Here is an 18,553-nt window from a genome sequence, read left to right as displayed (position 1 = left end):
TAACTCGGGTGGTGATTTGCTGCACACCCGCCAAGACTCGGGGCAAGATACGACGTACGGTATTGAAGGCCATCGTCCGATTCACTCGCCATGGCGAATCGCTGGGCAGCCGCTCTTCCGCAGCCAGGTAGGTGGCCAGGGCATTGAAATTGTCACACACCATCTTGGCCCCAACATCCTGGCAGGCGGCCAGCCAAGAAGGCCGGACGTGTGCTCCAGATTGAGCCGGTGTTTGATGCGCTTGAACGCCTCCTCGATACGCCAACGGCTGTGATAAAGGGCTGAGAAGCTTGTGGCCGGATACCGCGCGGTATCAAGCAAGGAGGTCATCAAGACCCGTACCTTGCCAGTCGGCGTCACCTGACGAATCAGGCGAACCATAGAAGGCAGACGCGGACACTCGTAATCAATGGCATCCTGACGATGCGGTGGCGGCAATGTCACCTGCGCCTCATCTTCTCCGGATCGCATGAACTGGGTGATGGCAGAAAAGGAAGCGGACGAATCACAGCGTATGCAAAAGGGGATACCTCGATGCAACAGCGCCGCGACCAACCAGGCACCCGGATACCCGCGATCAAGCACCAGCATGTCCTGAGCACCGAGTCGGTCAAGCCGCTCAAACAACATCTGACGTTCGCCGACCAGCGAACTGTGCAAAATCAGCGAGTCGAACAATTCGATCCCTGGCCGAAACAAACCGAAGATGGCCGCTTCTCGAATATGGCGGCGCCCTTCCAGGTCAAGCAAGGTCAGACGTACCTTCGATGCATCCGCCGCCAAGACCCGCAAGCCTTGCCAGTCCGGCTGCTGCGGAACGACCTCATCGACCAGGCGCAGCAATTCTGTATTGAGCGGCTCAAAGAGATTGGCGACCAGATGGCTGCGCGCCTTTGAGAAGGCACTGGCCGTGATCGCCCGACAAAGGCGGGTTCTTCCGGCAAGCAGGGCAAAGCAGGAATCAAGCTCCGCCTGAACTGCGCCGCGAATGCCGGTGAGCAGGAAAGCGATCAGATTCGTGAATGGCAATTCACGGTTTCGGGTGAAAAACCGAGGCTCGCGGCGGGCGGCGGCAAGGAAATTGGCGCCATGAATGTAGTCCGTTAGCCGTGAAACGATATTGGCATATTTAGGCCGTCATATAACGCCTATTTATATCAATTGGTTACATGCTCGATTATATCTTGGCGCGGCCAGATGGCAAAGTTGCCAAAATTAGATGACAGACCGCTAAGTCAAGAGGATTGGCCCAGGACCACGCTCATACGCGGGCATTTAGCACCATTGTCTTACCGGTCTTCAGCGGCACCACGCACACTGTGCCACATCTACGGCACACCGTGTTTCTTCGGCGCGATTTGCGGCAGTGGGCCGATTACTTCGCTCATAGGGTACAGACAAAAAAGGCCGAGGGTTTCCCCCCGGCCTTGAAGTCAGACATTTCTGTTGAACACATACCCGTCATCGGCGAAGTAATAGTCAGTGATAAACAAGTCGTGTGTGAAACGTCCATAGTCAAAGTAGCACTGCAGATGTTCCGGAATTTCTGCCAGCATCCCGGTGTCTTCGATCAACTGCTCGGCAAATGCCTCCTCGTTGTCGTAGAGCCCCTGGTAGGCTTCCTCGTAGGTGTTGGCATCCCATGTGCCGAACCACTCGATAAAAGCCGCTGCTGCGTTTTCGTCGTCGCATTCGTCGCGACAGGCATTGAAGTCATCCAATGCCATTGAGTCGCAACAACTGGAGTAGAAAGCCCAAGCCAGCGCACCCTCGACATCAGCGACAAGTAGGTCGCCACCATAGTCGGGCTCGGCAATTCCGGATTGCACCAACTTGGTTAGCACCTCATCGGTGTCGTAAACATCGTCGAGATCGATCCAGTAGCCCTTTGTGGGGATTCCGTCGACGTAGTAGAAGGCTCGGTTTGTTGTACCGGCTCGGATTATCTGGACACGGTATTGCAACTCAGGCCGCCTTTCGCAAGGCATACGCCTGACGGGCTTCGAGGGGTGACATGAAGCCCAGTTTTTCAAGACGCCAGTGATGATTGTATCGTTCCTTGAACTCGGTCACGGCGACGCGCACCTCGTCGACGTTGCGGAAGACGCGGCCGTGGATGGCCTGCTCCTTCAGCGTCCGGTTGAAACGTTCGGCGACGCCGTTGGTCTGCGGTTCGGCGACCAAGGCGAAGCTCGGCGCGACCCCCCAGAACTTGACCTGGTTGAGGAAGTCGTTGGCCGTGTATTGGGTGCCATGATCCATGCGCAACGCCAAGCCGCGTCCGGCATCGGCGCCGGTGGCGCCGAATTCGGCCAGCAGGCCCTGGGCGATCGGCTGCAAGGCCGCGAAACGGTTGCCGATCTTCACCGCATGGATGCCGACGCAGCAGGCGTCAAAGTGATCGACCGCCGAGAACACCCAGACCCAGCCCTGATCGAGCGTCTCGATGCGGATACCGTCGGTGCCCCACATCGTGTTCGGGCGATCCGTGGTGATCGTCCCATCGTGCCGTTTGGGAACGCCCTGGGGCCGACGGTGTGGCGAAAGCAGCTGATTCTCGCGCATCAGGCGCAGGATGCGGGCACGCGACACGCGGATGCCCTGGACGATGCGCAGGCGCGCCCAGACCTTGCGATGTCCCTCGCCAACGAAGGGCGACGCCGCCAGATCGGCGCGAATGGCGGGCACAAGATCCGTGTCCGGTATCTTCGGCTTGGGCCCACGGCGCATCGGAAACAGGGGTGCCACGACCCCAGCTTCCCGCGCTTGCTGGGCGTAGATTGTCGCGCGAGGAAATTGGAGCACGCGACAGACCCGTTCCAGGCCATAAGGCTTGCCTGCTCCCACGGAGGTCTCGCGGCTCATCGCGATGACCTCCGCCCGACCAAAGGGCGTTTCGCCTGCCTCTCCTTGCGCAGAATCTCGATTTCCATGACCAGTTCGCCGATGCGTCGGTTGGCATCGTCAAGTTGGGCCACCACGGGATCATGCTCGCGCTCCTTGAGGCCGGCATCGATTCCGGACAGCGCTCGATCACGCCATTTTTTCGAGCTTGTATATCGGCACCGACACCTCCCGCGAAAGCGCATCGACCGGCTCGCCGCGCAACAAGCGCAGCACCACTTCCTTCTTCCGCCCCGCCGACCAGCGCCTGATTTCCGGCGCCGCGCCGGGGGCGCTTCCAGTCGCGCTCCGCGCTCCTTCCAGCACCAATCCTCTTGACTTAGCGGTCTGTCATCTAATTTTGGCAACTTTGCCATCTGGCCGCGCCAAGATATAATCGAGCATGTAACCAATTGATATAAATAGGCGTTATATGACGGCCTAAATATGCCAATATCGTTTCACGGCTAACGGACTACATTCATGGCGCCAATTTCCTTGCCGCCGCCCGCCGCGAGCCTCGGTTTTTCACCCGAAACCGTGAATTGCCATTCACGAATCTGATCGCTTTCCTGCTCACCGGCATTCGCGGCGCAGTTCAGGCGGAGCTTGATTCCTGCTTTGCCCTGCTTGCCGGAAGAACCCGCCTTTGTCGGGCGATCACGGCCAGTGCCTTCTCAAAGGCGCGCAGCCATCTGGTCGCCAATCTCTTTGAGCCGCTCAATACAGAATTGCTGCGCCTGGTCGATGAGGTCGTTCCGCAGCAGCCGGACTGGCAAGGCTTGCGGGTCTTGGCGGCGGATGCATCGAAGGTACGTCTGACCTTGCTTGACCTGGAAGGGCGCCGCCATATTCGAGAAGCGGCCATCTTCGGTTTGTTTCGGCCAGGGATCGAATTGTTCGACTCGCTGATTTTGCACAGTTCGCTGGTCGGCGAACGTCAGATGTTGTTTGAGCGGCTTGACCGACTCGGTGCTCAGGACATGCTGGTGCTTGATCGCGGGTATCCGGGTGCCTGGTTGGTCGCGGCGCTGTTGCATCGAGGTATCCCCTTTTGCATACGCTGTGATTCGTCCGCTTCCTTTTCTGCCATCACCCAGTTCATGCGATCCGGAGAAGATGAGGCGCAGGTGACATTGCCGCCACCGCATCGTCAGGATGCCATTGATTACGAGTGTCCGCGTCTGCCTTCTATGGTTCGCCTGATTCGTCAGGTGACGCCGACTGGCAAGGTACGGGTCTTGATGACCTCCTTGCTTGATACCGCGCGGTATCCGGCCACAAGCTTCTCAGCCCTTTATCACAGCCGTTGGCGTATCGAGGAGGCGTTCAAGCGCATCAAACACCGGCTCAATCTGGAGCACACGTCCGGCCTGACTTGGCTGGCCGCCTGCCAGGATGTTGGGGCCAAGATGGTGTGTGACAATCTCAATGCCCTGGCCACCTACCTGGCTGCGGAAGAGCGGCTGCCCAGCGATTCGCCATGGCGAGTGAATCGGACGATGGCCTTCAATACCGTACGTCGTATCTTGCCCCGAGTCTTGGCGGGTGTGCAGCAAATCACCACCCGAGTTACCAAGGAAATCTTCTCGGAAATCGTCAAAAACCTTCAGAAATTTATCCCTGATCGTGCTCGACCTCGGCCAAACCAGCGAAAGCCTCACCTGTCCTTTGCTTACAAACCCGCCGTATGACTATGGACTAAGTTGAGAGGATTGCTTCCAGCACCCCCGGCGCAACACCTCCCACTTTCATCTCATTCAGCATTTCAGTACCCCTTTTTCAGACACGATTTAACCCCAAATCTGTGTCCAGAAATATCGGGGCCGGTTCACAAATCAGTATTTCAAAATACCATACGCATGCATGGAAAGATGGAATCAATTAGCGTTTCCTTAGGTCGATTCATCAACCGGGCTATGCTGCTTCGGTCATGTCCTGTCTTGGCAAGGATGGCAATCTGGTAACGTTCGTTCCGGGTGAACTGCGTGTAACTCATGTTGGGCAACCTTGACTTGGCGGTCGAGGGGCTCGGATGCTACTGCATCTCGCCCACTCAACCTGTTATTCAATTTCTAATTCGTTAATGCATTAACGATCCACGGCCAGTGTACGATTGAGCGGACACGCTGGTGCTCTGATTCAAGGGTTTTGAGGCTCGATTCGAGCTGATCTTCAAGTGCATCGATGCTATCGAAGGCCAGGTTGTGGAAGAACTTCTCGCGCAGTTCATCCCAGAGATGCTCGACCGGGTTGAGTTCAGGGGCATAGGGAGGCAACGGTAGCAGGTGTATGTTTTCGGGTGTTCTGAGTGCTTGGCTGGCATGCCAGCCCGCACCGTCAAGGACCTTGACGATCCGATCCATCGGATGACGTGCCGCCACTTCGTCGAGGAATAGCTGCATGCACGTAACCGGTAACTCTGCGGCGTTCTTTCCAGCGCCGATCGTGCTGTCGACAATGTCCTCCTCGAATCACGAAACGCGGAGGAGGCCAGGATGGCCAAGGCAGGGGAAGGGTCGCGGGTGCGGCGTAGCGCGAGCGAATGGGAGGCGTTGCTGTCGCGATTTCCGGGCAGCGGTTTGAACGTTGCGACCTTCTGCAAACGCGAAGGGATCAGCGATACCAGCTTCCATCGCTGGCGCACACGTCTGGGCATCGCCCTCGACAGTCAGGACAAGGCCAGCGGCCAGCCGGCCACCTTCGTCGACGTCGGCCCTCTGAGCACAACCACGGCGACGCCCGCTCGTTTCCACCTCACCCTCGACCTCGGCGGCGGCCTGATCCTGCAGCTGGAGCGCCGCTGATGTTTTTCCCTGAAGGCCAAATCCGCGTCCAAGTCTATGGCCAGCCGGTCGACCTGCGCAAATCCTTCGACGGTCTGTACGCGATCACCCGTCATGTCCTCGGTCAGGACCCGCTGAGCGGCCAGCTCTTCGTCTTCTTCAATCGCCGTGGCACTCAGGTGAAGGTGCTCTACTGGGATCGCAGCGGCTTCTGCCTGTGGGCCAAGCGTCTCGAAGAAGGCCGTTTCGTCGCCAACTGGGATAAAGTGCGCACGTGCGAAATCGACTGGACCGGTCTGAAACTGCTCCTCGAAGGGATCGAGCCGGGACGCCGGAAGAAGCGTTATCACGCCTCTGGAGCGCCCATAAAAACGCTTCAAAACAGCGGCTTGTGTTAAAATACACGCATGGATTCAGCACGTTACCAGACGGTTTTACAACCTCGAACAAGCCGCAGCATTGTGCCCGCAAGAGGTGCTGGATCTGTGCCAGACGCTGTCTGCTGAAATCACCGCACTGAAGCAACAAATCGACTGGTTCAAGCGCCAGATCTTCGGCCAGAAAAGCGAACGACGCATCGACGTCACGCCGAGCGGCCAACTGAGTCTCGGCGAGTTCCCGACGCCCCCACCAGGTTCTGAGTCACCAGGTCGCCCCGTCGCCGCGCATACCCGTCAGCCGACCAGCAAGCGTCCCAGTGACGAAAGCGTGCCCTTCTTCGACGAGAACCGCGTCCCAGTCGAAGTCGTCGAGCTCACCGCGCCGGAAGTCGAAGGCCTCTCTCCCGAGGACTACGAGGTCATCAGCCACAAGGACAGCTATCGCCTGGCGCAACGGCCGGGTAGCTACGTGGTGATCAAGTATCGCCGGCCGGTAATCAAGCTCAAGAGTAACCAGACACTGGTCTGCGCCAACGCGCCGGCCGGTGTCATTGAGGGCAGCCGGGCCGACGTCAGCTTCGTCGCCGGACTGCTGATTGACAAATTTGCCTACCACCTGCCACTGTATCGCCAGCATCAACGCCTGGCCGATGCGGGAATCACCGTCAGCCGGCCGTGGCTGACGCAGATCGGGCAACAGGGCATCACTCTGCTCGAACCGATCTACGAGGCGCAGTTTGCCTCGATCCGCAGCTCGCGCGTCAAGGCGATGGACGAGACGCCGATCAAGGCCGGACAGGGCGCACCCGGCAAGCTGAAAGCGGCGTACTTCTGGCCGGTGTATGGCGAAGGCGACGAAATCTGTTTCCCCTTCTTCGCCAGTCGCGAGTTCAAGCACGTCGAGGCGGCCCTCGGACTGACCGCCGCCGAAGGCGCGGTGCTGTTGTCGGACGGCTATCAGGCCTACAGTCATTACGCGGCGCAGATCGGGATCACGCACGCCCAATGCTGGGCGCACACGCGTCGTAAGTTCTTTGACGCGCAAGACGCGGAACCAGAAGCGGCAGCGCAGGCACTCGCGCTCATTGGGGACCTGTATCAGGTCGAAGAGCGCATCCGCGAGCAAAAGCTCACCGGTGCAAGGAAGCGCGACTATCGTCTGGAGCATGCCAAACCGATCGTCGAGCGTTTCTTCGCCTGGGTTGGCGAACGCTTCGCGGCGCAGGGGCTGTTACCGCGCAATCCGCTGACCAGGGTGCTGGCCTACACGCGCGATCGACGATGGGGACTGGAGGTCTTCCTCGCCGACCCGGACGTGCCGATCGACACCAATCACCTCGAACGCGCCCTGCGGGTGATTCCCATGGGGCGCCGCTCCTGGCTGTTCTGCTGGACGGAGTTCGGCGCCAGGCAGGTCGGGATCATCCAGAGCCTGATCGTTACCTGTCGGCTGCATCAGATCGACCCCTACGATTATCTCGTCGATGTCCTGCAGCGCGTCGCCGAGCACCCCGCCGACCGCGTCCATGAACTCACGCCACGGGTCTGGAAAGAACTGTTCGCTCAGAACCCGCTGCGCTCGCCTTTGTACGCGTTGCCGAAGTAGGGGCGCTCGACGCCGCGTAGTTGCCGGTTACGCCCGAAGCGCGCTTCGTCCTGAAACATCAGACGGATCGGGGTTCCTTTAGCGAAATCTCTCCGGAGTTCGCCAAGGGTGTCGGGGAGTTTTTTCCACGCCTCCTGCGCGGTCGGATCACTTTGCGGATGTCGCTTGTCTGGCGCCAGCTTGCGCCAACCGTTGCGATGCAGCACGTTGTAGGCGGAGGACAGCGCCATCGGGCGTCCCAGCGCTTTCTCCAGGGCCGGCTTGATCTGACTGACGACCAATATACCGCCCTTGGCCGCTTGGTCGAAAAAGGGTTTCAACAGTTCGGCTTCTTGCGCTCGGGTGAAATTCTCCCGGTGGCGTCCGCCTCGTGCAGGTTCCGATTCACCGCCTACCCGATGTCCAGCCAGAAACGCGTTGCGTAATCGTGAGGCCCAACTGAGCGAAACGCCGATCACCGCGGCGGTCTGCTCAAGATTCAAACCGTAGCACAACGGCAGAACAACCGCTTGGGCCTGGCGCAGTTGTTCCACACTCTTGGCTTCTTTGACAATCTTCAGCGCCTCTGCTACCGATCCCTCTCCCTTGAACGGCCTTCCCATCCCACACCTCAGGTCTCATCGAGATGCTCTAATTATTGCTTAATCGGTGTGGAAATTGAATTAAACATCAGAGTTGCACTTCGGTTTTGAATCCGCGCTGCAATGACTTGGTCGATATCTTGCGCCACAAGCTGCCGTCCAGGATCGAGGCAGATGCGCTGACCCCGCCACCATGATCGCAAATCACCATCGACGGCGCCAGAAAGCTATGGATTTCACTTATCAAAAATAGGCCGCTACCCTGAAGGCATTACGTTGTTATGGAATCTGACAAAGTAGAATTACCCGCCCGGTAGGTTTCCCCGGCATTACCTCCGTTCTTTGCCACCCGCCAAACCATCGACGCGCTATATTACTGGGCAATCTGGTGTCGACCGCAGGTCTGCGCGGGGCAATTTCTCCCATTCCACTTTGGTTGCGGCGGTTCGCCGGCGTTTGGCGTGATTAGAGGAATCTGACTTGTCGCACCCCGCACCTGAATGCAGTGGTCGGGGTCGCACGGGACGTTCTTGGGTTCATTTGGGTGATTGCTCAATTCTCCTCTCTCTATAAGCCCAGATGCCTTGCGTGAAACCGCAGGTGCTGCTCGATGAAACTTGCGATGAAGAAGTAGCTGTGGTCGTAACCTTCGTGGCGGTTGAGCTCCAGCGGATAAGCACTGGTTTTGGCAGCGGCTGCCAACACTTCTGGCTTGAGCTGTTCCAGCAGAAACTCGTCGGCTTCACCCTGGTCGACCAGGGCCGGCACGAACTGGCTGGCATGGCGCATCAACATGCTGGCGTCGTAGTCGGCCCAGCTGTCCGTGTTTTTCCCCAGATAGGCAGACAGCGCCTTCTTGCCCCACGGACTATTAACTGGGTTGCTGATTGGGCTGAAGGCCGATACCGATTGAAAACGCTCCGGATTGCGCAGCGCCAATACTAGCGCGCCGTGGCCTCCCATGGAGTGGCCGGCAATCGATCGCAAGTTGCTGACCGGGAACGTGGCCTCGATCAGTTGCGGCAACTCCTGCAGTACATAGTCGTACATCCGGTAGTGCTCGTTCCACGGGCTTTGCGTGGCATTAACATAAAAGCCGGCGCCTTTGCCGAGGTCATAATCATCGGCATCCGCCACCGCGTCGCCCCTGGGGCTGGTGTCGGGGGCCACGATGGCAATACCCAGTTCGGCCGCAATGCGCTGGGCACCGGCCTTGTGCATGAAGTTCTCGTCGGTGCACGTCAGGCCCGATAACCAATACAACGCCGCCACCTTCTGCGAGTTGGAGGCCTGCGGTGGCAGGTAGATGGCAAAACGCATGTCGCAATGCAAGCTGCTCGAAGCGTGTCGGTATTGTTTGTTCCAGCCGCCAAAACTGCGATTGCAGCTCAGATTTTCTATCGTCATCAGATCGTCCTGGTCATAAGCGCAGCCACCCGCGTGCGGGTGGCCAGGCCACTTTACTTGTCGAAATGGATCACGGTGCGGATGCTTATGCCCGCATGCATCAGATCGAATGCTTCGTTGATCCGGTCCAGTCCCATCGTGTGCGTGATGAAGTCGTTGAGCTTGAACTCACCCTGCATGTACCGATCGACGATGCCAGGCAGTTCCGAACGGCCCTTGACACCACCAAAGGCGGAACCGCGCCAGACCCGGCCCGTCACCAACTGGAACGGACGGGTCGAGATCTCCTGGCCGGCACCGGCCACGCCGATGATGACTGATTCTCCCCAGCCCTTGTGGCAACACTCGAGCGCCGAGCGCATCACGTTGACGTTGCCGATACATTCGAACGAGTAGTCCACGCCGCCGTCGGTCAACGCGACGATCACATCCTGGATCGGTTTGTCGTAGTTCTTCGGGTTGATGCAATCGGTGGCGCCAAGCTTGCGCGCCAGTTCGAACTTGCTCTCGTTGATGTCGATCGCGATGATGCGGCTGGCCTTGGCCATGGTGGCGCCAATGATGGCCGACAGGCCAATGCCGCCGATACCGAAAATGGCCACGGTAGCGCCTTCCTCGACCTTGGCAGTGTTCATCACCGCCCCCATACCCGTGGTGACGCCACAACCGAGCAGGCAGACCTCTTTCAGTGGCGCATCCTTGTTGACCTTGGCCAGCGAGATCTCCGGCAACACTGTGTATTCGGAGAAGGTCGAACAACCCATGTAGTGGAAAATCGGCTTGCCGCCCTTGAAGAAGCGCGTGGTGCCGTCCGGCATCAGGCCTTTGCCCTGCGTCTCACGGATTTTCTGGCACAGGTTGGTCTTGCCTGACTTGCAGAATTTACACTCGCCACACTCCGGCGTATACAGCGGAATCACATGGTCGCCCACCTTCACACTGGTGACGCCTTCACCCACCGATACCACGATGCCGCCTCCCTCGTGACCGAGGATGACGGGGAAAATACCTTCCGGGTCATCGCCAGACAGCGTAAAGGCATCGGTATGGCAGATGCCCGTGGCAATGATGCGAACCCGCACTTCGCCGGCTTGTGGTGGCATCACGTCCACTTCCTCGATGGACAGGGCCTGGTTCGGGCCCCATGCGATGGCGGCCTTGGATTTGATCGTCTGACTCATATATTTCCTTGGTGGGTTGCAAGACGCGATAAAGTCACCGTGACCAAGTATTGCGCTGCTAACTGAAACCAGCAAGCCCGGATCGCCACGATGTGAATCCGTGCCTGCTACGTATAGCGACGTGGCTACTCGATGCGGACCGTGATGGCTGTTTGTAGGCTGCGCTTAAGCCAGATTTGTCGCCACCACTGCGTGGCGTGGCGGGGGTGGAGGGCCGAATTCTCGGAGTTATGTAGGGACGCGCGCCGCTAAAGTTAGCGCCGTTCGCCGAAACCACCGTCCGGGCGAAGACGACGCCAGCGCTGTTGATGGCGATTAAATCCACGTGGAGGAAGTGCAAACAAGATAGTGCGCGGTGGCTCCGGTCCCTTGGACAGTCACCGGGGTGGAATAAGCTAAGGCCGGTGGTTGGGAGATGGTTTTGACGTTCCCGGATTTTAAACGGATAGTGGTAGGCGCTGTGGAGCTTGTGGGCAGCCGCCGACCTGTGGGCAAGCGGTGGGAACCGCGGCAACGCGGTTAGGCGGGGATCGGCGCAGCCGACTGTCCACAAATCCACGGTGCATGGTGCTTTTCGCCTTTCACGCCGCCAGAGCTTGCGCCGCGGCCAGCGCGCCGAAGTAGGCATCGTCCGGTGTTTGCCACGCGAGCGACTGGTGGGGCCGTCGGCGGTTGTACCAGTCGAAGCATTCGGCCAAGCTACGCTTTTGCTCAATGCCGTTTGCCGCCGGGCGCAGATAGACCCACTCGTGTTTCACGGTCCACCACAGGCGTTCGACGAAGATGTTGTCGTAGCAGCGTCCACGTCCGTCCATGCTGATCTGGATTTTGTGGGCCTTGAGCACGCCCGTGAATTCCTCGCTGGTGAATTGACTGCCCTGGTCGGTGTTGAAGATCGTGGGCTGGCCGTATCGGGCAATCGCTTCCTTGAGCGCTTCGACACAGAAGTCCGCCGTCAGCGTGTTGGACAGCCGCCAGGCCAGCACCCGTCTTGTCGCCCAGTCCAGGATGGCGGCGAGGTACAGAAAGCCTCGCTGCATCGGGATGTAGGTGATGTCGGTGGCCCAGACCTGATTAGGCTGGTCAATGCTCATGTCCCGCAGAAGGTAGGGGTAGATCTTGTGCTCGGGATGGGGCCGACTGGTGTCGGGCTTCGGGGTGACCGCCCACAGGCCGAGCTTCTTCATCAGCCGACGAATACGCCGACGTCCGACCAGAACGCCTTCGCGCTTGAGCATCGCCTGGAGTCGCCGGCTACCGTACATCGGATTCTCGGTGAAGAGCTCGTCCAGTCGCTTGAGCAGATCAAGTTCCTCGTTCGACTCGGGTTTGGGGTGGTAATAGACGCTGCTACGGGAAACCCCGAGCAGCTTGGCTTGCCGGGCAATGGACAGTTCCGCGTTCGGCTTGATCATCGTGCGCCTTTCATCAGGCGGGAGATGGCGGGCTGTCCGACCAGAAAATCCCGTTCGACCTGGAGTTGCCCAATCTTGCGATGCAGATCGTCGATCACCTTCTGTGGGTCGGCAGCATTCTTGTTGCCGCGCTCAAAGAGCTCGTCGGCACGCTTCACCAATTCCTGCTTCCAGGTGCTGATCATCGTCGGATGAACCCCATATTCCGATGCTAGATCCGCCAGGGTCTTGTCCCCAGCCAGCGCCGCCATCGCCACTTGCGCCTTGAACTTCGCGCCGTGCTGCTTGCGTTTCACGCTCATGTTTCACGTTCCTTTCGTTCGGTCGGCTTTAGCTTATCCGACTGTCCGAAAAACCGTGACCGCCGCAGTGTATATTGCACTAATTCTACTTCTTGATTCACTACTGTCCGCTTAAATAGTGAATAGATTCAATTTGTTGCACGGAACCCCCTGTGGAAGAATGTACTCGCTGGCTGGAAAGGCTTGCTGCAAGGGCATCTTCTCGAACAGGGTGACCGATAGAATCTGTAGCAAAGTGTAGAGCGAGGCGTCCAGTTGCAGCTTTTTCTTGATGATGGCGACGAGCACATAGACTGACACCGCGATCCAGATTTGCGTGTTGACCGCATTCTTCGATGTCCCGAAAAACCTTTTGATTCGCAGATGCTGCTTGATCCACTTGAAGAACAGTTCGACCTGCCAGCGATTCCTGTAGAGCGCACAGATCGTTGTTGCCGGCAAAGTCATCTGGTTGGTGATGAAGATCAGCATCTTGCCGGTCCCGGGATCGTTGAAGCGCACCCGGCGCAACGACACCAGATAGTCCCGCCGTGTGTAGAAGCCATCCAGCGCGATAGTCTGATCGCAAATAATGCCGGAGTTGCGATCCACCTTGGCGGAATAATCCCGATGCCACTTCATGTTCGACTTGGCTCGCGTCACGAAGAAAGCTCCCGCCAGATGCATGGTATACAACCTGGCGAAATCGATGTAGCTGCGATCCATCACGTAGATAACCCCCGCCTCCAACTCCAGAAGGTCGAGGGCATGCACGTCGTGCAGTTTGCCGTCGGAGACGCGGATAACGCTGGGAATGTTGCCCTTGAGGTCGAGCAGCGTGTGCATCTTCACGGCGGCCTTGGTGGTGCGAAAGTGCGCCCAAGGAAACACCAACAGGCACAAGTCGATGGTGGTCGAATCCAGGGCGTACACCGTATGCGTCAGATCGAGCCCCAAGTCCTCGCTGAGATACAACTCGCAGGCCTGAATGATCAGGCCTCCGGCAAAGCGCTCCCAGATTCGCCAGCCGCACAATTCGTTGGCGTCCGCCAAGGTCGATCGGGCGACCGGTTCGCGAAAACCCATGTGGTACACCTTTGCCGCCTGCGCCAGCAGGCAGGCTTCGATGTCGCGCAGGCTCTCCCGGTAGGTCAACTGGGCAAAGGCCATGGCTAGGAATTGCTCGGCACAGGTCAGCGACCTCACCCCCTTGTCGCCACCGTAACGCGCCACGATCCGGTGAAAGGTCTTCCATGGCAGAAAATCCATGATCTGGGCGAACAATGTCTTGCCGGTGTTCATGGCAGCCTCCGAGCCAAAACCCGGAAGTTTGCGGCAACCCCCATTCCAATTTCAAATCGGAGACACCCCTCGTCGCTCGGAATCCTTTGTCATTCATGGCTTACAGCGATTCACCCTTCAATTTAACTGGACAGTAGTGATCCTGATTGGCAATGAACGTCAGCCAAGCTCATATGGTGAGCCTGTAGACCCGTACAGTGACCGCCATCAACCAATGCGAGGTGGCTATCATGGCGATGGACCGAATCCAATTTCAGTCTGGGCTGTCGATGCCGGAATTTCTCAACGACTACGGAACCGAGGCGCAGTGCGAGCAGGCGCTTGAGGCCGCGCGCTGGCCGGCAGGGTTTTGTTGTCCCCGATGCGCAGAAACGGCGAATTTCATATTTCGTGACGGCGTACGCAAAGTCTTTCAATGCACTGCTTGCCACCATCAAGCCTCACTGATTGCCGGGACTGTCTTTCAGGGCACGAAACTGCCGCTGACCACCTGGTTCCTGGCGATCTACCTGATCAGCCAGGCCAAGACCGGGCTGTCGGCCTTGGCGCTGCGGCGACAACTGGGCGTGAGCTACCCCAAGGCCTGGCTGATCCAGCACAAGCTGATGCAGGTCATGGCCGACCGGGAGGAGCGCTATCACCTTGAAGGCAAAGTTCAAGTGGATGATGCTTACCTCGGCGGTGAGCGCACGGGTGGCAAGGTGGGGCGAGGTTCCGAGAACAAGGTGCCGTTTGTTGCCGCCGTTTCCCTGACGCAAGAGGAGCACCCGCTGCGCGTGTGCCTGACACCGGTTTCGGGATTCACGGGCGAGGCCGTTTCGGCGTGGGCGAAATCCAATGTGGCTCCGGGGAGCACCGTGTTCTTCGATGGCTTGGCCTGCTTTGGCGCCGTGACCGAGGCCGGTTGCCGTCACCAACCCAACGTCATGGCTGGGCGCAAGCCCAGGGACGTTCCCGCGTTCAAGTGGATCAACACCGTGTTGGGCAATCTCAAGACCAGCCTGTCGGGTTGCTACCATGCGTTCGACTTCGAAAAGTGCGCTGCTCGCACCTTCGCAGCATTCTGCTATCGCTTCAACCGCCGCTTTGATCTGCGTACGCTCCACCAGCGCCTGCTCATCGCGGCCATCACTGCAATACCTTGTCCGCTGCGCTCAACTCGGATGGTAGCTGACGTACATTGCTAATCAGGTTCTACTTTGTCAGATTTCATCACTACTGTTCGGTTAAATGAGCACTCGAACTGCCGATCGCCATGACTGACGGGGCTTTCCGAGCTAAAAGGTGTGGTGTCGATTTGAAATCGGCGAAAAATGGCCCTTCGGAATTTTCTGAAGGGTATTGCCATGAACGCCGGCAAGACACTGTTTTCCCAGTTGATGGATTTCCTGCCGTGGTCGACATTCAATCGCTAGGCGGTTTCAAGTCCGAAGTGCAACAAGCCGATGATGATGCTTAAAGAAGTCGAAGGATTCTGGGATAAACAGTTCGGCCGGACAGTGAAAGTTGAGGCTCTTTCGAGGTCGGGTATTGAGTTGCCAGGCAACGGCATCGAGTTCGGTCTGAGAGAATCCAGAGAGATCGGATCCCTTGGGAAAATACTGGCGAAGCAAGCCGTTGGTATTTTCGTTGATGCCGCGTTGCCAAGGGCTGTGCGGATCGGCGAAATGGACCGCGACGCCAGTGATTTCAGAAAGGCGCGCATGCTGCGCCATCTCGCGCCCTTGGTCGTAGGTCATACGCAGATGCTTGAGCGTGATGGCGTGCTTGTTGCGCATCGTTTCCAGATGCCGGGCCATGTCGCCGGCAATGGTCTCCAACTGGGTTTCCGAGCCGAAGGCGCGCAGCCCCTGGACCTCGTCAGGCAGCACCACATCATCGTGCGGGATATGCGGCACGACAAAGGAGCGCATCTTACGTTTATCGCGCTGGCCCACGGTACCGGGGCTCCCCACCGGCAGGGTCGGCAGGAGATTGAGTACGCCGTTCTTCTCTTCGATGAGTATCTGGCGAAAGCGTACCAGACGCGCCGGGAACAGATTGAGGGATTCCAGCCGGCCATAGCGGTTCGGCAGGAGGTTGAGGGCGGCCGTGAGGTTCGCCATCGAGGAGGCGGGATTCGAGAACGGGTTCTGCATGTAATTTCTCCTTTAAACAGCGTGGCGAACGAGCACACCGGCCGCCTTGAGTTGGGCAATGGCGGTGGCTTTTTCCAGCGCGGCGATGCCGGCTGGCCAGATCAGCGCGTGGTCGGCAACCACGGCATGACGGGCGATCAGAAGCCCGTCCTCGCGATCGATGAGACTGGCATCGACCGAAGTGGCGAGCACGCCGACGGCGATCTCAGTGCCATCGGTGGCGGCGGGATCGATCTGCTTCAGCTTGGCTGTGGCGGCTTCGATGCCCACCACCGTGCCGAGACCGAGGTTCTGGCCAGCGGCAATCGTGACCGGGTCACGTGAATAGAGATTGGGGGCTTCGTACTTGAGTAGATCGCCGAGGTTGAGTCCTTCGGTAATGACGGGCATGGCTTATTCCTTTCCGGTGAGATTCTTGACGGCCGCCATCAGGGGATTGGCGGACGGGGATTGCTGGGGCGGTGCGGCATCCGGCGCGATCGTGGAGCGGATCTCCGGGCTGTCGGCGCGTGATGCCAGCAGTGCTTTCCTGACGTGGGCTTCGGAGACGCCTTTGGCGAGGAAGGCAGCGCTCAGTTCGGGATGGCCGGCGAGTTGGCACAGTTCGGCAATCGCCACCGCATCGGCACGGTGGGCTTCGGGCGCTGCCGGATTAGCCGCCGCAGGTGCTTCGTTGGTGACGTGTTTCTCCGTTTCCGGATCGGTTAGCTCTGCCGGGTCATCGGTCAACGAGTTTTCGACAGGATCAGTCATTGGCATGCTTGTGTTCTCCATGAGCGTTGAGGGGGGTGCGATGAGTGAGCGCGTGGAACCGGATACCGCGTGGCCGCGCGCCCGACGAGCCACCAGAAAGTTGCTGAAATCGGAGAGCACCGCATCGAGGCTGCCGACTGCGTCGGCCAGCCCGGCAGTAACGGCGTCCTCACCGAAATAGGTACCAGCCTCGGTGGCACGCACGGCATCACCATCGAGCTTGCGCATAGCGGCAACGTGGGCAACGAAGAGGCCGTAGAGGCGATCGACCTCAACCTGCAGACGGGCATGGGCGTCGGGGGTAAGTTTTTCGTGGGGCGAGAAGTCGTTCTTCTGCTCCCCGGCGGTGATGGGGGTGTAGCGATAGCCCTGCTGGGCGTCGCGCGCCGTCTGGTCAACATGCATGGCGATCACGCCGATGGAACCGACGCCGCCGGTGCGACTAATGACCAGGCGCGAAGCGGCACAGCCAATGGCGTAGGCGGCTGAATAGGCCGCGTCCGAGGCGACCGCCCAGACCGGCTTCATCGTATCGGTCGCACGGATCCGCTCACCAAGCTCGAAGACGCCACCCGCTTCGCCACCCGAAGAATCGATGTCGAGCACGATGCCCTCGACGCTCGAGTCACTGAGGGCGGCGTCGACCATGCCGGCAATCTCGGCGTAGGAGGTAAATCCTGACGCTAGGTCCAGTCCCATCGTGCGGCGCACCAGTGACCCCACCACCGGAATCACGGCGATCCCCGCAGGGGCATCACTACGTGGCCGGGCATGCGCTAGTGGTGAGGCCAGATCAAGTTCCGGCCAACTCACCCGATCGCCCAGTACCGAGAGAATCACGTCCAGTTTGGCTCGGGCGAGCAGAAGCGGCATCCCGTAGAGACGGGACGCCAGGTGCGGTAGCTGCATTTCAGTTGTACTCCTTGAAGGACTTACTACAATTGTGGTAACGTTCTGCTTATCCGTTGAACGGACTTTTTCTGGAGAACCACCATGACTGCATCGACTTCCATTCGTATCGATCAGACGCTGTACGATCAGGCTCGCGCTGATGCCATGGTCGAACATCGCAGCATTGCTGGTCAGGTCGAGTACTGGGCCCGTGTAGGTCGCGCCGCACTGGACAATCCAGACCTTCCAGCGGGTTTCATTGCCGAATCACTGGCATCGATGGCTGAGTCCCATGACGATGCGACGACCTTCATTGCCCGGTCACGGCGGGCATGAGCTATTCGCTCAAGCAGACCCGACGTTTCGCACGCGCCTACAAGAAACTCCACGACAACGTCGTCGCCGATGTCGACGCGGCCGCCGAGGTCATTGCGGATAATCCTGCCGTCGGCGAACGTAAGAAGGGCGACCTGGCCGAACTGTTCGTCTATAAATTCCGCAGCCAGAACCAGCTCTACCTGCTCGGCTACACAGTGGATGATGAAGTCCGCCTGATCTATCTTGAAGCCGTCGGCCCCCACGAGAACTTCTATCGGGACCTCAAGCGCTCTTCATAGCATCAGCTGAGGACTCGCTGCTCACGGGAATCTCTGGCAGCGCAGGCGTCGGCAATTCGTGACGCGGGTCGGACTCGAACACCAGGCCGAGCGCATCGGCCCGGGCGTTGTCGGCGGCAATCTCGCGATCAACATCCTCAGCGTCATAGCCAAATGACGAGATCGCCTCGGAGCGCGATAACAGGCCGGCGCGCATCGCGGTGAGCATGGCGTCAAACTCTTTCTTGGGATCCACCCACTGCCAGCCCTGGGGAATCCATTTCACGGACAGATACTCGCGGCGCTTGGCCTGACCACCCCGGGCATAGCCCAATCCTCTCAACTTAGTCCAT

18 protein-coding genes and 4 pseudogenes are annotated in these 18,553 nt (G+C 58.9%); 7 read left to right on the top strand and 15 right to left on the bottom strand.

Annotated features, from left to right (window positions below; all coding sequences use genetic code 11):
* Positions 1–81: 81 nt before the first annotated feature.
* The 4 genes and pseudogenes from IPP03_05275 to IPP03_05260 form a co-directional block, all read right to left on the bottom strand.
* Positions 82–1,119 (bottom strand): IS4 family transposase, encoded by a 1,038-nt coding sequence (locus IPP03_05275; GenBank protein MBL0352088.1) that lies wholly within the window; start codon positions 1,117–1,119, stop codon positions 82–84.
* Between the two features lie 314 nt (positions 1,120–1,433).
* On the bottom strand, positions 1,434–1,964 hold the full coding sequence (locus tag IPP03_05270; GenBank protein ID MBL0352087.1) for an antirestriction protein ArdA: 531 nt from the start codon (positions 1,962–1,964) through the stop codon (positions 1,434–1,436).
* Between the two features lies 1 nt (position 1,965).
* A complete protein-coding gene (locus tag IPP03_05265; protein MBL0352086.1) occupies positions 1,966–2,865 on the bottom strand; it encodes a DDE-type integrase/transposase/recombinase in 900 nt (299 codons plus the stop codon).
* Positions 2,862–3,213 (bottom strand): annotated as a pseudogene (locus tag IPP03_05260) (IS3 family transposase). Before IPP03_05260 ends, IPP03_05265 begins: the two are co-directional and overlap by 4 nt.
* A gap of 149 nt (positions 3,214–3,362) precedes the next feature.
* Between IPP03_05260 and IPP03_05255 the strand changes: the two are divergent.
* Positions 3,363–4,577, top strand: coding sequence for an IS4 family transposase (locus IPP03_05255; protein MBL0352085.1), 1,215 nt, complete (start codon positions 3,363–3,365; stop codon positions 4,575–4,577).
* Between the two features lie 381 nt (positions 4,578–4,958).
* Here IPP03_05255 and IPP03_05250 read toward each other — a convergent pair whose 3' ends face one another.
* Positions 4,959–5,288 (bottom strand): transposase, encoded by a 330-nt coding sequence (locus tag IPP03_05250; protein ID MBL0352084.1) that lies wholly within the window; start codon positions 5,286–5,288, stop codon positions 4,959–4,961.
* Positions 5,289–5,381: 93 nt separating this feature from the next.
* Here IPP03_05250 and IPP03_05245 point away from each other — a divergent pair, with 93 nt between their 5' ends.
* From IPP03_05245 to IPP03_05235, 3 genes are read left to right on the top strand one after another with little or no spacing between them, the layout of a single operon-like run.
* Complete coding sequence (locus IPP03_05245; protein ID MBL0352083.1) at positions 5,382–5,690, top strand: IS66 family insertion sequence element accessory protein TnpB; 309 nt, start codon at positions 5,382–5,384, stop codon at positions 5,688–5,690.
* Complete coding sequence (gene tnpB, locus IPP03_05240) at positions 5,690–6,067, top strand: IS66 family insertion sequence element accessory protein TnpB (protein MBL0352082.1); 378 nt, start codon at positions 5,690–5,692, stop codon at positions 6,065–6,067. Before IPP03_05245 ends, tnpB begins: the two co-directional genes overlap by 1 nt.
* Before the next feature lie 13 nt (positions 6,068–6,080).
* On the top strand, positions 6,081–7,655 hold the full coding sequence (locus IPP03_05235) for an IS66 family transposase (GenBank protein MBL0352081.1): 1,575 nt from the start codon (positions 6,081–6,083) through the stop codon (positions 7,653–7,655).
* On the opposite strand, the gene IPP03_05230 is transcribed toward IPP03_05235, so the two are convergent.
* The 5 genes from IPP03_05230 to IPP03_05210 form a co-directional block, all read right to left on the bottom strand.
* A complete protein-coding gene (locus tag IPP03_05230; protein ID MBL0352080.1) occupies positions 7,613–8,257 on the bottom strand; it encodes a winged helix-turn-helix domain-containing protein in 645 nt (214 codons plus the stop codon). The genes IPP03_05235 and IPP03_05230 overlap by 43 nt on opposite strands.
* A gap of 546 nt (positions 8,258–8,803) precedes the next feature.
* On the bottom strand, positions 8,804–9,637 hold the full coding sequence (fghA, locus tag IPP03_05225) for an S-formylglutathione hydrolase (protein ID MBL0352079.1): 834 nt from the start codon (positions 9,635–9,637) through the stop codon (positions 8,804–8,806).
* A gap of 59 nt (positions 9,638–9,696) precedes the next feature.
* Positions 9,697–10,812, bottom strand: a complete 1,116-nt coding sequence (locus tag IPP03_05220; protein MBL0352078.1) for an S-(hydroxymethyl)glutathione dehydrogenase/class III alcohol dehydrogenase — start codon at positions 10,810–10,812, stop codon at positions 9,697–9,699.
* 593 nt (positions 10,813–11,405) lie between these two features.
* A protein-coding gene (locus tag IPP03_05215; protein ID MBL0352077.1) for an IS3 family transposase occupies positions 11,406–12,541 on the bottom strand; the annotation gives its coding sequence in 2 pieces (ribosomal slippage) (positions 11,406–12,280 and positions 12,280–12,541; 1,137 coding nt in all).
* A 111-nt stretch (positions 12,542–12,652) separates the two neighbouring features.
* Positions 12,653–13,822 (bottom strand): IS4 family transposase, encoded by a 1,170-nt coding sequence (locus IPP03_05210; protein ID MBL0352076.1) that lies wholly within the window; start codon positions 13,820–13,822, stop codon positions 12,653–12,655.
* Positions 13,823–14,052: 230 nt separating this feature from the next.
* Here IPP03_05210 and IPP03_05205 point away from each other — a divergent pair, with 230 nt between their 5' ends.
* On the top strand, positions 14,053–15,009 hold the full coding sequence (locus IPP03_05205) for an IS1595 family transposase (GenBank protein ID MBL0352075.1): 957 nt from the start codon (positions 14,053–14,055) through the stop codon (positions 15,007–15,009).
* 234 nt (positions 15,010–15,243) lie between these two features.
* Here IPP03_05205 and IPP03_05200 read toward each other — a convergent pair.
* The 4 genes and pseudogenes from IPP03_05200 to IPP03_05185 all read right to left on the bottom strand — a co-directional run bounded on the left by IPP03_05200 (position 15,244) and on the right by IPP03_05185 (position 17,622).
* A pseudogene (locus IPP03_05200) lies at positions 15,244–15,573 on the bottom strand (IS30 family transposase).
* Positions 15,559–15,960: pseudogene (locus IPP03_05195) on the bottom strand (major capsid protein). The pseudogenes IPP03_05200 and IPP03_05195 overlap by 15 nt, the downstream one beginning before the upstream one ends.
* Before the next feature lie 12 nt (positions 15,961–15,972).
* Positions 15,973–16,350, bottom strand: a complete 378-nt coding sequence (locus IPP03_05190) for a head decoration protein (GenBank protein ID MBL0352074.1) — start codon at positions 16,348–16,350, stop codon at positions 15,973–15,975.
* A 3-nt stretch (positions 16,351–16,353) separates the two neighbouring features.
* On the bottom strand, positions 16,354–17,622 hold the full coding sequence (locus tag IPP03_05185; GenBank protein ID MBL0352073.1) for a S49 family peptidase: 1,269 nt from the start codon (positions 17,620–17,622) through the stop codon (positions 16,354–16,356).
* Between the two features lie 84 nt (positions 17,623–17,706).
* Here IPP03_05185 and IPP03_05180 point away from each other — a divergent pair, with 84 nt between their 5' ends.
* Both IPP03_05180 and IPP03_05175 read left to right on the top strand, forming a co-directional pair.
* Positions 17,707–17,940 (top strand): ParD-like family protein, encoded by a 234-nt coding sequence (locus tag IPP03_05180; protein ID MBL0352072.1) that lies wholly within the window; start codon positions 17,707–17,709, stop codon positions 17,938–17,940.
* Positions 17,937–18,221, top strand: coding sequence for a type II toxin-antitoxin system RelE/ParE family toxin (locus IPP03_05175; protein MBL0352071.1), 285 nt, complete (start codon positions 17,937–17,939; stop codon positions 18,219–18,221). The genes IPP03_05180 and IPP03_05175 overlap by 4 nt, the downstream gene beginning before the upstream one ends.
* Here the strand turns inward: IPP03_05175 and IPP03_05170 are convergent.
* Positions 18,205–18,510: pseudogene (locus IPP03_05170) on the bottom strand (phage portal protein). The gene IPP03_05175 and the pseudogene IPP03_05170 overlap by 17 nt on opposite strands.
* Positions 18,511–18,553: the final 43 nt, after the last annotated feature.

The sequence above is a fragment of the Candidatus Dechloromonas phosphoritropha genome, from assembly GCA_016722705.1.
In the GTDB taxonomy this organism is placed as follows: domain Bacteria; phylum Pseudomonadota; class Gammaproteobacteria; order Burkholderiales; family Rhodocyclaceae; genus Azonexus; species Azonexus phosphoritrophus.
Note: the sequence above shows the minus strand (reverse complement) of the source record. Positions and strands in the feature narration are given on the sequence as shown.

Excerpts from the sequence above, each read along its gene's own strand:
- IPP03_05245 (MBL0352083.1), top strand. The coding sequence starts at position 5,382 with ATGGCCAAGGCAGGGGAAGGGTCGCGGGTGCGGCGTAGCGCGAGCGAA.
- tnpB (MBL0352082.1), top strand. The coding sequence starts at position 5,690 with ATGTTTTTCCCTGAAGGCCAAATCCGCGTCCAAGTCTATGGCCAGCCG.
- IPP03_05210 (MBL0352076.1), bottom strand. The coding sequence starts at position 13,822 with ATGAACACCGGCAAGACATTGTTCGCCCAGATCATGGATTTTCTGCCA.
- IPP03_05185 (MBL0352073.1), bottom strand. The coding sequence starts at position 17,622 with ATGCAGCTACCGCACCTGGCGTCCCGTCTCTACGGGATGCCGCTTCTG.
- IPP03_05205 (MBL0352075.1), top strand. The coding sequence starts at position 14,053 with ATGGCGATGGACCGAATCCAATTTCAGTCTGGGCTGTCGATGCCGGAA.
- IPP03_05190 (MBL0352074.1), bottom strand. The coding sequence starts at position 16,350 with ATGCCCGTCATTACCGAAGGACTCAACCTCGGCGATCTACTCAAGTAC.
- IPP03_05180 (MBL0352072.1), top strand. The coding sequence starts at position 17,707 with ATGACTGCATCGACTTCCATTCGTATCGATCAGACGCTGTACGATCAG.
- IPP03_05230 (MBL0352080.1), bottom strand. The coding sequence starts at position 8,257 with ATGGGAAGGCCGTTCAAGGGAGAGGGATCGGTAGCAGAGGCGCTGAAG.
- IPP03_05265 (MBL0352086.1), bottom strand. The coding sequence starts at position 2,865 with ATGAGCCGCGAGACCTCCGTGGGAGCAGGCAAGCCTTATGGCCTGGAA.
- IPP03_05175 (MBL0352071.1), top strand. The coding sequence starts at position 17,937 with ATGAGCTATTCGCTCAAGCAGACCCGACGTTTCGCACGCGCCTACAAG.
- IPP03_05250 (MBL0352084.1), bottom strand. The coding sequence starts at position 5,288 with ATGCAGCTATTCCTCGACGAAGTGGCGGCACGTCATCCGATGGATCGG.